13 protein-coding genes and 1 pseudogene are annotated in these 13481 nt (G+C 55.3%); 9 read left to right on the top strand and 5 right to left on the bottom strand.

The features are described 5' to 3' along the window. Positions 1-202, top strand: a pseudogene (locus K5905_RS12570) (ATP phosphoribosyltransferase); the annotation flags it as partial. A gap of 78 nt (positions 203-280) precedes the next feature. Here K5905_RS12570 and K5905_RS12575 read toward each other — a convergent pair. Together K5905_RS12575 and K5905_RS12580 are read right to left on the bottom strand one after the other, a co-directional pair. Then, the gene (locus K5905_RS12575; RefSeq protein ID WP_297584297.1) at positions 281-961 is read right to left on the bottom strand and encodes a DNA-3-methyladenine glycosylase I; all 681 of its coding nucleotides are present in this window, start codon (positions 959-961) and stop codon (positions 281-283) included. Positions 962-1100: 139 nt separating this feature from the next. Then, positions 1101-1853, bottom strand: coding sequence for a protein phosphatase CheZ (locus K5905_RS12580; protein WP_297584299.1), 753 nt, complete (start codon positions 1851-1853; stop codon positions 1101-1103). A gap of 244 nt (positions 1854-2097) precedes the next feature. Here K5905_RS12580 and K5905_RS12585 point away from each other — a divergent pair, with 244 nt between their 5' ends. From K5905_RS12585 to clcA, 3 genes are all read left to right on the top strand, one after another. After that, positions 2098-2820, top strand: a complete 723-nt coding sequence (locus tag K5905_RS12585; protein ID WP_297584301.1) for a DUF2927 domain-containing protein — start codon at positions 2098-2100, stop codon at positions 2818-2820. 300 nt (positions 2821-3120) lie between these two features. Then, entirely contained in the window at positions 3121-3816 is a 696-nt protein-coding gene (locus tag K5905_RS12590) for a L,D-transpeptidase (protein ID WP_297584320.1), read from the top strand. Positions 3817-3986: 170 nt separating this feature from the next. Continuing rightward, a complete protein-coding gene (gene clcA / locus K5905_RS12595) occupies positions 3987-5342 on the top strand; it encodes a H(+)/Cl(-) exchange transporter ClcA (RefSeq protein ID WP_297584303.1) in 1356 nt (451 codons plus the stop codon). A 158-nt stretch (positions 5343-5500) separates the two neighbouring features. On the opposite strand, the gene K5905_RS12600 is transcribed toward clcA, so the two are convergent. Next, complete coding sequence (locus K5905_RS12600) at positions 5501-5860, bottom strand: hypothetical protein (RefSeq protein WP_297584305.1); 360 nt, start codon at positions 5858-5860, stop codon at positions 5501-5503. 419 nt (positions 5861-6279) lie between these two features. Here K5905_RS12600 and K5905_RS12605 point away from each other — a divergent pair, with 419 nt between their 5' ends. Together K5905_RS12605 and K5905_RS12610 are read left to right on the top strand one after the other, a co-directional pair. Continuing rightward, entirely contained in the window at positions 6280-7224 is a 945-nt protein-coding gene (locus K5905_RS12605) for a LysR family transcriptional regulator (RefSeq protein ID WP_297584307.1), read from the top strand. Positions 7225-7349: 125 nt separating this feature from the next. Beyond that, a complete protein-coding gene (locus tag K5905_RS12610; protein WP_297584309.1) occupies positions 7350-7745 on the top strand; it encodes a cytochrome c family protein in 396 nt (131 codons plus the stop codon). Between the two features lie 55 nt (positions 7746-7800). Here the strand turns inward: K5905_RS12610 and K5905_RS12615 are convergent, their stop codons facing one another. Beyond that, positions 7801-9099: a DUF3422 family protein gene (locus K5905_RS12615; RefSeq protein WP_297584311.1), complete on the bottom strand. Its 1299-nt coding sequence runs from the start codon at positions 9097-9099 to the stop codon at positions 7801-7803. A gap of 417 nt (positions 9100-9516) precedes the next feature. On the opposite strand from K5905_RS12615, the gene K5905_RS12620 reads away from it, so the two are divergent. Then, on the top strand, positions 9517-10443 hold the full coding sequence (locus tag K5905_RS12620) for a LysR family transcriptional regulator (protein WP_297584313.1): 927 nt from the start codon (positions 9517-9519) through the stop codon (positions 10441-10443). Between the two features lie 8 nt (positions 10444-10451). Here K5905_RS12620 and K5905_RS12625 read toward each other — a convergent pair whose 3' ends face one another. Then, the gene (locus tag K5905_RS12625; RefSeq protein WP_297584315.1) at positions 10452-11348 is read right to left on the bottom strand and encodes a LysR family transcriptional regulator; all 897 of its coding nucleotides are present in this window, start codon (positions 11346-11348) and stop codon (positions 10452-10454) included. A gap of 187 nt (positions 11349-11535) precedes the next feature. Between K5905_RS12625 and K5905_RS12630 the strand changes: the two genes are divergently transcribed. After that, positions 11536-12933: an aspartate ammonia-lyase gene (locus K5905_RS12630; RefSeq protein ID WP_297584316.1), complete on the top strand. Its 1398-nt coding sequence runs from the start codon at positions 11536-11538 to the stop codon at positions 12931-12933. Further along, positions 12930-13481 (top strand): aspartate/glutamate racemase family protein (locus K5905_RS12635; RefSeq protein ID WP_297584318.1); only part of this gene is annotated, 552 nt, incomplete at its 3' end. The genes K5905_RS12630 and K5905_RS12635, both read left to right, overlap by 4 nt.

Here is a 13481-nt window from a genome sequence, read left to right on the forward strand (position 1 = left end):
CAAAGTTGGCGCGCTGCAGCGTTTTGCCGAGGCTGACGACAAGCACCGTGTCAATGTGCTGTGCCCGAAAGACGCCGTGGCCGATTGCGCCAAGCTGCTGATTGAGGAAGGTGCGGACACGGTGACCGTGGAGACACTGGATTATGTCTTCTCGCGTGAAAACCCGCTGTTTGCACCACTTAAGGAAAAAGTCGGCGGCTGACGCTCCAGAACAATTGCTCCAAAGGGAAGTACGGAGCTATTCGGCTGTCGATTGATGCGCCTGATCGAGATGCGGCCGTCAAGACCGTGCCGGCCGCTTGAACTGCGCCCGCGCGTTTTCGATTGCATCGCGGCAGCAGCAGCCTTCCAGGTGATCGTTGACCATGCCCATCGATTGCATGAAGGCGTAGACGGTGGTCGGCCCGACAAAACTCCAGCCACGTTTCTTCAGGTCTTTTGAGAGCGCCGTGCTTTCTGCGGTCTTGCCGAGTGTTCTTGCGGTTTCAAAATCGATCTTTTCCGGTCGATCATCCGGCATAGGCTCAAACGACCAGAAATATGCGGCCAATGTCCCGAATTCCAACTTCAGCTCGAGAGCCCGATTGGCATTGTTGATGGTCGACTCGATTTTCTTGCGATGTCGGACAATGCCTGCGTCATTCAGGCATCTTTCAACGTCGGCTTCGGTGAACCGGGCGACTTTCTCGAACTCGAAATTCGCAAAGGCCGCACGGAACGCGTCTCGCTTGCGCAAGATCGTCAGCCATGAAAGTCCGGACTGAAAGCCTTCGAGGCATATTTTTTCAAAAAGGCGGCGATCTTCATCGACCGGCCAACCCCATTCGGTGTCGTGGTAATGCTGATAATCCTCAAGACCGCCATGCCACCAGCATCGCTTCCGACCGTCCCCGCCTTCCAGCAATCCGGTCACAGGATCACGTTCCGGTTTTGCGCCTTTGTCCGATTTCCGTTCAGCCATGCAACACCCGATATTCACTATTTGTTCTCTTGTGTAACTCTGAAGGACCAAGGGCACAAGTCCAAACAGAGGCTTTTGTAATTCGCCAAACAAAAAACCCGGCCAATGGCCGGGTTGATGTTTCGAATGTACGAACAGATCAGGCGAACAGGGCGTCGATGTCGTCCTGTGTCGCGACATCGGTGTCGCTTTCCAGTGCCGGACCGTTGAGCAAGGCGGCATCGCCTTCCTTGAGGTCGCGTTCTTCGACCGAGATATCCTTGAAGGTTTCAATTCCACCCCAGATATCCATCATCTGGATGATGCGGTCCTCGACGAAGCGCAAGGTGCCGACCACCTTGGTGATCCGTTGACCCGTCAGATCCTGGAAGTTACAGGCCTCGAAGATCTGGACGACCTTGTCCTGAATATCTCCTGCAAGCTCTGCATCCTGGTCCTGCAAGCGCGCGGACAGGGTGTTGGCCGTTTCGTCGATGAATTCGGCAGCTGAGAGTATAGACTCCGTTGCGCCCTCCGTTCCATCAACAACCGCGTCCAACTCGTTGGTCACGCGGGTCATCTCCTCGCCTTCAGCTCCGGTGGTCTGATGAAGGGTTGCGATTTCCTTCTTGGTTTGAGCGATGGCCTCGTAGATCGCGTCCAGCTCAACCTTCAGCTTTGCGGCTTCAGAAAGTTCCTTGCGGAACTCGGACATGAACTTTTCGCTCATGGCCTCGGGGTCCAAAGCATTTTGCTGGTCGCCCGGGCCGCTGTTTATCAGCGCTTTCAGGCTTGCAATTTCTGCCATGAGTTCCTGGTGACGGCGTTCGTCTGCAAAGGCGGGGTCATCATTTGCCCCATTACTCATACGTATCAGGCTTTCCGCCCGAAAAGATCGTTTGACCGCCGCCATGCCTACTCCCCACCTTTGCCCCTGCAGGTGCATTAAAATCTCAATGTTTCCTCTTTATATCTTGGGAAGTTTAAAGAATTGTTTTTCCGGCGCCTGTCGGAACTGACAATGCTTATGGATCTTTGGTAACGGTTTATTGGCTTCCTTAAGTGAAATGCTTTAGCTATCTTTTTTCGGGGCAAGTTCCGCAGAACGGGCGCAGTAACTTCAATCCAGCATGGTTGCCAACGGCGAATTGACGTATATGAAAGCAATGCGTTTCTTTCTGACTTTTCTCCTTCTTTCCGGATTTCTGGTCGCGTCCCAGGCTCGCGCCGCAAGTCAGACCTTTTCGACTGAAGAGTTGCTAAGCGGTTTTGAAAAGACCGTGTTCGGGCTCGAATACAGAAGCTGGAGCTGGCGGCCATATCTGGTCAAGAAATTCACGCAGCCGGTCCGGTTTTACGTCCATAACCTGTCGATGCGCGACAGACGACCGATCGTGCACCGTTTTGTGCGCGAGATCGACCGGCGGGTCGGAGGCTTGTCGGCCGGGATCACCAACGATCCCAACACTGCTAATTTCGAAATCTTTGTAGTCGACCGCGCGCAATACGAGCCGGTGGTAAAAAGAGACGTCTACAAGAACGACCGGGCAAAAGTTCCCGGACGGTGTCTTGTCCGTGTCGTCTCGGGCCGGAAAGGGATCAAGCGGTCTTCGGCCGTGATTGTTTCCGACGAAGGTGAGTTTCTGTTCAAACGCTGCCTGGTCGAAGAGATTCTTCAAGGGCTTGGCCCCATGAATGACGACGAAGACCTGACCCATTCAGTGTTTAACGATTCTTCACGCCACAGCAGGTTTACCGTGTTTGATCAGATCATTTTGAACATGCTCTATGATCCGCGGATCAAGCCCGGCATGTCCAAACAACAAACACAGCAGATTTTGCCGCTGGTTGCGCGTGATGCCCGCAGACGGGTTCGTTAACCAAGGAATTGCGGAAAACTCAAAGAATTCAATCCTGGTTTTCAGCAGACTTGCGCTCAACTCGAGGTCATCAGGACTCCGTTAAGGCTGTTTTTCAAGAAAGAACTAACCATAGGAAAGAATTACTGATTTTCCCTGCGTGTGATTCACTTTTGAATGATCCGGCACGTCTATTATCCTTGCCAATCCGTTAACCGGCGGTCTTAAAAGCCGTCTAGCGTGGTCGATGACAAGTTTAAGAGTACTGCCATGTTCTTTAAGTGTAATCGTTCGCAGAAATTTCTGTTCCTTGCCGGAGCAATGATTATCAGCGCCGGCTTTGCCGGAACACCGGCGGTTGCCGGACAGGTTGCCCCGCCTCCCCTGGTCCTCAGTCCGAACCTGACAGAACCCTGGGTGATGCAATTGCAGCCGCGCGTTCAGCGCCGCGCCACCGCGCCGGTCCAGCGCCGTCAGGTGCAGCAACCGAAAGTACGGCGTGCCAATTGGTGGTCACCGCGCCAGCAGCCTGTGCGTCAGCAAGCCAAACCTCAGCGTCAGTCTCGGCAGGTCGCGCCGCAGTTCCTGCCGACGGTGGTTGACTACAACGGGTCACGCAAACCCGGCTCGATCATCATCGATACGAATGCACGTTTTCTTTACCTGGTACAGAAGGATGGCACCGCACGCCGCTACGGTGTCGGGGTCGGCAAACCAGGCTTCGAGTGGGCTGGAACGCACAAGATCACGCGCAAGGCGGAGTGGCCTGACTGGAGACCGCCGGCTGCCATGCGCAAGCGCCGTCCCGATCTGCCGGCATTCATGGCTGGTGGGCCTGAAAATCCTCTTGGCGCACGTGCACTTTATCTCGGCTCGACTCTCTATCGCATCCACGGCTCCAATCAGCCCTGGACCATTGGACACGCTGTTTCGTCCGGTTGTATCCGAATGCGCAATGAGGATGTCATGGACCTTTACCAGCGCGTCGGCGTCGGCACGACAGTCCACGTGATCTGATCACGCACCGCCTACGCTGACTGCCGAACAAATGACACAACGCGCGGCCCGGCCGCGCGTTTCCATTTGCCGGGCAAGCCTCTCTTGCACAGTTCCCGGTTTCTTTGCACCCTGCTTCAGGGATGATCGATTCTCCTGTTCCCGCATTCATTTTCAGGTCGGCACGATACATGACAGGAAACTCCGACATATTTTCTCCCCGATCCGACGCGGCCTATTTCCTGAAGGCAGCGTTGGTCGGAATTCTTGTCGGTGGACTGGCCACCGGCTTTCACGCCGGTCTTGAATTTCTGTTTGCCCACTATGCCTCTTTGAGAAGCTCTCTCGGGTCAGGCTACCTCCCCTATCTCGTTTCGATCGGGATTTCGTCCGTCTGTGTTGCCGGGGCCTTTCTAATCGTTCAGCGCGTCGCGCCGGAAGCTGCCGGCAGCGGCATTCAGGAAATCGAAGGAGCGATGGAAGACAAGAGGCCGGTGCATTGGGCAAGTGTTCTGGTCGCAAAGTTTTTCGGTGGTTTGCTTGCCCTCGGATCGGGACTTGTGCTGGGGCGCGAAGGTCCGACGATCCACATGGGAGCCATGACGGCAGAGGCGCTTGCCAAATCCCATGACATTTCAAGCTCTGATCACAAGGGGCTGCTCGCCGCCGGTGCTGCTGCCGGTCTTGCCGCGGCCTTCAACGCGCCGCTCGCAGCCATCCTGTTTATCGTTGAAGAAACGCGGCGGCAGTTTCCCTTTGGCTACCGCACCTATATGGCCGTGATCATTGCCTCGATCCTGAGTGCGGCAATCACCGAACAGCTCACCCATACCGGCCCGCTCCTTGTCGTGGATGTCTCCTACATACCGGTTTGGAGCTACTTAATCCTGGCGATAATGGGAGGCGTTCTTGGCGCTTTGGGTGTGTTTTTCAATTGGGCATTGATTGCCGTCATGGACCAGTTTCAGAAGATCCCGAAAGGGCTGCGCTGGTTACCCGCACTTGCGATCGGCGGCTTTACCGGCGTGCTGTTGAACGCGTTTCCCGACGCGACAGGAGGTGGTGAGGACCTGGTTCACCATCTGATCATCAGCGACTACGGTATTCTTGCCCTGCTGCTTCTTACGCTTCTGCGTTTTGGCGGCGTTCTGTTTTCCTATGCCTCGGGAGTGCCGGGCGGGATCTTCGCGCCGATGCTGTCCATCGCGACTTGCGCAGGCCTGGCCTTTGGCGTCGCGGCCATCGAAACACTTCCGGTCGAACAGGACTTCCGGGCCGCATGCGCGGTGGCCGCCATGGGCGGGTTCTTTGCTGCCTCGGTGCGCGCGCCACTTGTCGGCGTCGTCCTGGTGATGGAGTTGACCGGAGCATATGCCTTGATCATGCCCGTACTCGTTACCTGCACAACTGCATCGCTGGCAGCGCATCATCTCGGCGGCCGTCCGGTTTACGAACAGCTGCTGGAGCGTACGCTGCGCCTGGCGGGACAGGCGCCCGATTGCGAACCGGACAAGACGCCGGTACAGCTCGGAACACGTGAAACCTGACGGCCTGGCATCTCCGGCTGGATGCGAGTGTCACCTGCAAAAGCAGAGCCATGCTCGCTGTTTGACGACGAGATGACCCAAATCTTCACGCAACAGTGCAAAGGTCCGTTTCCCTGGCAACGGACCCCATTCTTATGCCTGCCTGACTGACTGACTGATCAGAACATCCAGGTCTGCGGGTTTGGTATCTCTTCGCGTCTGGCAGCAAGCTGCAGACCCTTGATGCAACGAATGATCGCCCAGATAAGCGTAGCGATGATCACGAAAATTCCTATGAAGACGAACATCAAAACAAAACCGATCAAGCTGAACAAAATGCCGATCCAGAATGTCCGTATCTGAAATGTGTAATGAGTATCGATCCAGCCACCCGCTTTGCCGCGGTTCATATAGGCAAAGATCACACCGATCAGCGATGTGATGCCAACCAGAATACTGACGAGATATAAGATATAGACGAGGGTGACGTTTTTCTCCCCCGGCTCCATGTAGCCTGCAACATCGGACTGTTGTTCCATACCTGCGCTCCAATTTCAGAATGCGAGTTGAACGTAATGCGAAGAGACTACACGCCGGGCGGTAGAATTCCAGAATTGACCGCACCTTTATGTTCGAATTGTTCCTGAATTCGCAGTGAAAGCGCAGCTGCCGGTCCGTGTTGCGGCAACAAGGCCCTCAAAAACGCTACCCAACGGCTGCCGCGGAGCGATAGGTGGAGCGTAAAAGCGGTATTTCTTCACCTGGCAAGACCATTGTGATCACATATCGGCACTGCACTCACGGTCAGGGATGAGCGCGTTCTTTCCAGACGCGATGATCCACTCGGCTTGCTCCTCCGTAGCAAGAGCTGGTAGATCATCGCTTTCCTGAGTTTTGACAAGCATGTCGGCCAAGGAGAACGTTCGGAAACAATAATAATCTTTCTGAGAGATTGAAAATGAGCAATCTGACGGACATGGAAATCTTCGCCCGAGTTGTCAGTGCGGGCAGCATGTCTGCAGCTGGACGTGAGATGAACTTGTCACCGGCCGTGGTTTCCAAACGAATTCGTAGACTTGAAGAAAAACTTGGAACCCGGTTACTACAACGAACAACGCGGCAGATTGCCATGACGGAAGCGGGTCAGGGCTTTTATGAACGCGTCATCGCCATTCTGGCTTCCGTCGAAGAAGCAGAATCCTTCGTTTCGCGCGGATCGGCGAAAGCACGCGGCAATCTGAGGGTTGCCGTTCCCACATCCTTCGGCCGCATGCATATCGCACCTCATCTCGGCCGGTTCCTGAGCGAGAACCCGGATCTCTCGATTAATCTCGATCTGTCCGACGATTTCGTCGATATCGTCGGCGACGGCTACGATCTCGCAGTCAGAATTGCTGAACTCTCCGATTCCAGTCTTGTCGCCCGCCGCCTTGCTCCGGTTCACCGGATCCTGTGTGCAAGTCCGGCCTATCTGGAAAAACGGGGGATACCGGAGAGCATCGAAGACCTGACGCATAATCACGTCACGATTGCCGCAACCAATCAGGACCCTTGGCGTCTCGCAGGACCAAACGGCATTGAAACCGTGCGGACCCATGCTCCGGTCAAGACCAATTCCAACGAAGTTGTGCGTGAGTGCCTGTTGGAAGGTGTCGGCATTGCCCTTCGATCCACTTGGGACATTGGCCCGGAATTGCGGGATGGACGGCTTCAGATCCTGTTGCCGCAGTACCGCGCCTCGAAGGATGTCGGACTTTATGCGGTTTACCCGAGTCGCCAGTTTCTTCCAGCCAAGGTTCGGGTTTTCATTGACTTCCTGGCAAGCCTCTACGGGTCGTCTCCTTATTGGGACGGCGGGCTGGAGGAATGGCTCCGCCTGCCGAGCAATGCAAGAGCCAGTTGATTTTGCTCAAGGACTGACAATCCACGATCCTTTACTCACGCAGATGCGACTGTGCGTCACTTGCATACAGTCTGGACATCCTGTTCTGTACCGGCGGGTTAATACCCAAACTGAGGGAGACACACATGCAGCGACTGCTGACAATCGCCGGAACCGCGCTTCTGGCCCTGACCATTCAGGCAAGTGCGGAAGGCGACCCTGCGAAGGGTGAAAAAGTATTCAAGAAATGCGCCGCGTGCCACGCTGTGGGCGAGAACGCAAAGAACAAGGTCGGCCCGCAGCTGAACGGCGTCGTTGACCGTTCCTGGGGTGCGGTTGAAGGATACAAGTATTCCAAAGCCCTTATTGAGCTGAGCGACGGCCAGGTTTGGGATGTTGAGAACCTTGACATATACCTGACCAAACCGAAGGACCTGATCAAGAAAGGCAAGATGGCCTTTGCCGGGCTGCGTAAGGAACAAGATCGTGCTGACGTGATTGCCTACCTGACACAGTTCAACGAAGACGGCACTACCAAATAAGACTTGCGGTAAATACACGAAAAGGCCGGGTCTCCCGGCCTTTTTTGTTTGTGGATCAATGCTCACCGTGATGTTGCCGGATGCGACGAACGATCCACCAGATCAAAAGCACAACGATGGGCACGGCAAGACCTGTTGTCACACTTGCGTTGGGAACCGGCAACCCCGCCTCCTTGGCAGCCTTGGCCAGATAGGAAAACAGGCCGACGACATAGTAGCTCACCGCTGCGACCGACAGTCCCTCCACCGTCTGCTGCAGTCTCAGTTGCAGCCGCGCCCGGCGGTTCATGGATTGCAGAAGAATTCGGTTCTGCTGTTCCAGTTCTACATCGACCCGCGTCCGAAGCAACGTTGTCGCACGCGCGAGTTTGCGGGAGAGCATCGCCTGTCGGTCTTCAATTGCCTGACAGGTGCGCATGGCCGGCGAAAGACGCCGTGCCAGAAATGACGCCATGGAGAGTTCGCCCGGAGCTGCCTCCTCCCTAAGTGTTTCAAAACGCGCCTTGACGATCTGGTGATAGGCTCGGCTTGCACCAAAACGGAATGTGCTTGCTGTTGCTCCTGCTTCCAGAGACGCTGCCAACGCGGACAGTTTGTCCAGAAGATCCTGGTTGGCTCCAAGCGCGGACGTATCCTTCATCTGCCCGGTCAGTTCCGCCAGCTCGATTTCGTATCCCCTGATTTCGGGTTGCAGCTTCGTTGCTTCAAACAAACCCAGCATGGCAAGGGTACGGTAGGTTTCCACTTCCAGAAGCCGTTGCACCACCGCGCCGGACTGCACGTCACTCAAGGTCCTGTTCAGAACCAGAAACCGTGTCAGGCCATCACCGTCCTGGCGGAAATCGGTTGCGACCATCGCGGCACCGCCTTCCAGATTGGAAACCGTCAGGCTGCCGCCATCAAACTGGTTCCGCCAAGCTTCCCCATCTTCCCAGTTTCTTAGCTCCAGACGGACGGCAACCAGCAGATTTCCCGGAGCCCGGAACGCAGCGCCGAACGGGTGCGTTGCCGGAACCTTGCCAAAAACGCTCTCCGCATTGGCTGCCCCGTCCCAGGTGTAGGTGGTAAATTCCGCATGCTGCTCCCAGCTCAGGGTACCACCACCAAATGGCAGGGTGTGGTGGCGAGCTCCACCAGCCGGGCCATGGCTTCCGTGCGAAATACAGAATTCCGAAAACCAGGCCTGATCCTCAACAGCCTCCGCGGTGTTGGTCAAAAAGGCGTAATGCAGAACCGTTCGCGGACCGCCCAGTGGGCGGAAAGGACGTGAATGCACCTCGCCCAATACACGCTCCCGCAGCGGTGATGTCTTAAATGATGGAAAAGACGACCCGTTTTCAGACCCCTGTGCCAAGATATCAGTCCCGTCCTGATGTTCTGCCCCGAAGGCGGTACATTGCCTCCAGACCCGGCATTAGACAAAGGTCTAATCCACCCCTTGCGACGAATACTCGCAGGGCGCGGTAATTGCGCAACAAAAATTGGATAAAGAAGTTTGCCAATTTCGACCTTGCTAATGACTTGTCTCGCAAAGCGAGGATACCGGCACCGAGTATCAATTCGTCGACACCAAAACCGCCAATCCCCTCGCCACGAAATCTGAGCAGGTTACTCATCGACGAGACAGGCCTTGCCGACGGACGATACAGATTTGCGATCAAACCAGACGAAGCTCGGCCAGGCGATAATTTTCGCAATACGATTGCAAAGTTTGCAATGTCCGCTGCTGCCTTGCGCAACTACATTCACTTGTGTTCCAGGGAGCGGACTTATGGAAATTGATTGGTTGGAAGATTTTCTCGCCCTGTCAACTGCAGGCGTTTTTGCAAAGGCGGCGCACAACCGACGCGTCAGTCAGTCTGCCTTTACCCGGCGCATCAAGAACCTGGAACACTGGGTTGGCACACCACTCTTCGACCGGAGCGTTCACCCCGTTGTCCTGACATCTGCCGGAGAAGCATTTCGGGCTACAGCGTGCCAAACGATCAATACACTTCGCCAGATTCGCGAGGAGCTAAAACAGCATTCGAACAGTGAGGGAGAAGCGTTACGCTTTTCGGTGCTGCATACGCTTTCAATCTCCTTTGTGCCAGCCTGGATAAAGGGAATATCCAAATCCATCGGGCCGATTAAGACCAACTTCATTGTCGACAATTTCTCGGATTGCGTTGAAACCCTGACAGCCGGCAATGTTGACTTCATGCTGAGCTATGACCATCCATCAATGGCTGCGCTGACCAAAGATGCCTGGTATCCATCGATCACTGTTTCCGATGATTGCCTGGTCGCTGTTTCCCGTGCCGATACGGATGGCGGAGCACTCTTCCATTTCGGGCAGGAGGGAAAACTCCCTCTCCTCTCCTATCCTTACGAGAGTTTTCTTGGCCGGTTGAGCTGGGCCGTCATTGAAGAATCCGGTCTGGCCGACAAACTTGAAACCCAAAGCGAAAACTCGGTTGCGGAAGCACAAAAAGCTGCCTGCCTAGAGGGGTTGGGGGTAGCCTGGCTGCCTGAGATGGCCATCAGATCCCATCTCGATGACGGAAGCCTTGTGCGCATCAGCGATGCCCGCTCGGAACACCATATGTCGATCAAACTCTTTCGCAACATGGAGAGAAGCCGCCCTGCTGTCGAGCAGTTCTGGAAAATGGTGCAGAACTCATGTGCAGCTTGTAGCTTCGCGAAAGAGGCCTCATGAAACCAATTTTACGGCTGCTTCTGGCTCAGCCTCCAGAATCGTTCCAACTGCGGCCTTGAGCGCTCTATCGAACGGTAGAGCTTGACGTAAACTTCCACTTCGAATTCCGGTTTGCTCACTCTGACAAGCTTGCCTTCAGCCAGCTCTCGTTTAACGGCTCTTTCCGGGAGAAACGTCACTCCATGCCCTTCGAAGCATGCTGACTTGAGCGCCTCGGCCACAGAGTTTTCATAGGTGGTCGTAAAAACATCCCGAAGGCTGCCCCGATCCAGGCAAACCCGTGATATGCGCCCGAGAAACGTGTCAGGCGGATAGGACAGGTACGGCAATTCGTCTGCACCGTCGAGGTTATAACTTGCATCCCCGGCGGAGTTTACAGCGCTGACAGCGATGATCTTGTCCTTGGCGATTGTCGCCGATGGATACCGGCTTTCGTCTGAAATCGTCGGTACGGACGGATGAGAATAACAGAGCATGAAATCTGCGCTGCCGTTGAGAATGGCCTCGGCGCAGCCTGAGAAATTCTCGGCGACCAATCGCGTTTTGACGGGTCCAAGATGCCCAACCATTTGATTGAGCCAGGACGGAAAGAACGAGATCGCCAAAGTGTGGAGAGCCACAAAGTCGAGCGTATCGGCTTCGCGGCGGGATTGACTGCGGATGTCGTCCTTGGTCAGATTGAGCGCATTCACGGTCTCGATTGCGGTCTTTCGGAACGCCTTGCCGGCTGCAGTGAGCTCCACTGGGTGCACGCTCCTGTCAAACAGCGGCGTGCCCGCCCAATTCTCCAGGTTTTTGATGCGGCGCGTAAAAGCAGATTGGCTGATGTTGCGTGCATCCGCCGCGCGCGCAAACACACCGGCCGTTGAAAGGGCAAGGAAATCCTCCAACCAATCGATCTCCATTCCAGGCTCCCTTTATCCGTCAGCGAGAAGGATTCAACGCCTTTGCAAATTTTGCAATGCCTATGCGCAGTTGGTAATGGCGCTGCAACATTCGCAGAAATAGCCTGTTCAAGCAAAGCCTTCACTCCAGTCTGAGATGCACCACACCGGTTGGGGGCATTTGATGCGAACAGAAAAGACAACGGTCATGACTGCAAAAAGAACCGAAACGGACAGCCTTGGGACTGTCGAAATTCCGCACACCGCAGCCTGGGGAAGTCAAACTCAGCGCGCTTTGGAAAACTTCCCGATCACTGGAGTTTCGATCAGCCACTATCCCGAACTGATCATGGGGTTGGCGGCTGTCAAAAAAGCGTGTGCGCTCGCAAACAGGGATCTCGGCGGGCTTGCCGCCCCGAAGGCCGATGCCATCGCTGCAGTCTGCGACGAAATTTTGAACGGCCAGCATCGCAAACAGTTTGTCGTTGATGTCATGCAGGGCGGTGCGGGCACGTCCACCAACATGAACGCCAACGAAGTCATCGCCAATCTTGTCCTCAAGAAGTTCGGCAAGGAGCAGGGAAATTACAGCCAAATTCATCCGAATGATGATGTGAACCGATCCCAATCCACCAATGACGTTTACCCGACCGCGATCCGTCTGGCGGTTCTGGCCCGGATAAGCCCCCTCATTCAGGCAATGTCCAACCTGAGCAATTCTCTCGGCAGGAAAGCTGAAGAGTTCGATCATATTACAAAGGTCGGGCGAACGCAGTTGCAGGATGCGGTTCCGATGTCCCTTGGAGCCGAGTTCCGAGGTTTCGCGACGACCATCAATGAGGATGTTGACCGCCTGAGCGATCTTTCGCGCCTGCTGACCGAGGTGAACCTGGGCGGTACGGCAATCGGCACGCGTATAAACGCTCCGGCAAAATTTGGCGAAACGGCCGTCATGCATCTTCGGGAGATTACCGGCGAACCGCTTACGCTTGCGGCGGACCTGATTGAAGCCTCCTCGGACCTTGGCGCCTTTGTCATGTTCTCCGGTACGCTCAAGAGGGTCGGCATCAAGCTTTCAAAGGTGTGTAATGATCTGCGTCTCATGTCTTCTGGCCCTCGGGCCGGGATCGGTGAGATCGTGCTGCCAGCCGTCCAGGCGGGGTCATCCATCATGCCCGGGAAAGTGAACCCCGTCATCCCGGAGGTGGTCAATCAGGTCTGTTACCAGGCTATCGGGAATGATCTGACGGTAACAATGGCCGCGGAAGCAGGACAGTTCCAGCTTAATGCCATGGAACCTGTCATTATCCATAAGGTCCTGGAAACCATGGGATCTTTGACAAATGCAATGAATGTCCTGTCGGACCGTTGCGTTGACGGTATCGTTGCCGACGAAGAGCGCTGCCAGACCTTGCTGGAAAACAGTCTTGTGCACGTGACCGCGCTGGCACCGATCATCGGCTATGAGGCTGCGACCAAGCTTGCAAAACATGCACAAGCCAATGATCTGAGCCTGCAGGCTGCCGCTGAACCGGTGCTGTCCGCCGATCAGGTGGCAATTGCACTGACGCATCTGGGTTTTGGCGAAGGGGGAAATATCGAATGAAACCTGCCGATACCCTTCGCTTGGGAATCGTTGGCGGCCTTGGTGCGCTCTCGGGTGCGGACCTGCTCTATCGGATTGTGGAATCCACCCCGGTAAGATCGGAAGGCGATCACCGGGAGCTGATTTTCGAGCAAAAACCTATGCGCGAACCGGTCACGCCCATGGAGGTCAACTACAATCCCACTCATCGGAAACTTTATGTGTTCGACACTTTGGCAAGGTTGGAGCGCGAAGGGTGCAATGCGGCTTTGCTGCCGTGCTTCATCACCCATTGTTTCCTTCAGGAAATGGAGGACGAACTCGATCTTACGCTGATCAGCATGACCGATGCGATCAGGGAAACCATTGATGCGCTGTCCCCTGCACGTTCAAGGATCGGTGTTCTTACAACGCCGTTCGTCCGCAAAAGCGGGCTCTTTGAAGCGCTGTTCGGGGATAATGTCACCGTTGTTTACCCCCCCGATGAGCTGGAACGAGAAGTCATGGAGGCGATTTATGGCTCGCATGGCTTCAAGTCGGGAAACCGCGGCGCGGAAATTCTGTCTCCG

Source organism: Roseibium sp. (assembly GCF_025698965.1).
Lineage (GTDB): Bacteria > Pseudomonadota > Alphaproteobacteria > Rhizobiales > Stappiaceae > Roseibium.

Bases quoted from the DNA above. Each gene is read 5' to 3' on its own strand.
- K5905_RS12575 (WP_297584297.1), bottom strand. From the start codon at position 961: ATGGCTGAACGGAAATCGGACAAAGGCGCAAAACCGGAACGTGATCCT.
- K5905_RS12580 (WP_297584299.1), bottom strand. From the start codon at position 1,853: ATGGCGGCGGTCAAACGATCTTTTCGGGCGGAAAGCCTGATACGTATG.
- K5905_RS12585 (WP_297584301.1), top strand. From the start codon at position 2,098: ATGAAAGCAATGCGTTTCTTTCTGACTTTTCTCCTTCTTTCCGGATTT.
- K5905_RS12590 (WP_297584320.1), top strand. From the start codon at position 3,121: ATGATTATCAGCGCCGGCTTTGCCGGAACACCGGCGGTTGCCGGACAG.
- clcA (WP_297584303.1), top strand. From the start codon at position 3,987: ATGACAGGAAACTCCGACATATTTTCTCCCCGATCCGACGCGGCCTAT.
- K5905_RS12600 (WP_297584305.1), bottom strand. From the start codon at position 5,860: ATGGAACAACAGTCCGATGTTGCAGGCTACATGGAGCCGGGGGAGAAA.
- K5905_RS12605 (WP_297584307.1), top strand. From the start codon at position 6,280: ATGAGCAATCTGACGGACATGGAAATCTTCGCCCGAGTTGTCAGTGCG.
- K5905_RS12610 (WP_297584309.1), top strand. From the start codon at position 7,350: ATGCAGCGACTGCTGACAATCGCCGGAACCGCGCTTCTGGCCCTGACC.
- K5905_RS12620 (WP_297584313.1), top strand. From the start codon at position 9,517: ATGGAAATTGATTGGTTGGAAGATTTTCTCGCCCTGTCAACTGCAGGC.
- K5905_RS12625 (WP_297584315.1), bottom strand. From the start codon at position 11,348: ATGGAGATCGATTGGTTGGAGGATTTCCTTGCCCTTTCAACGGCCGGT.
- K5905_RS12630 (WP_297584316.1), top strand. From the start codon at position 11,536: ATGACTGCAAAAAGAACCGAAACGGACAGCCTTGGGACTGTCGAAATT.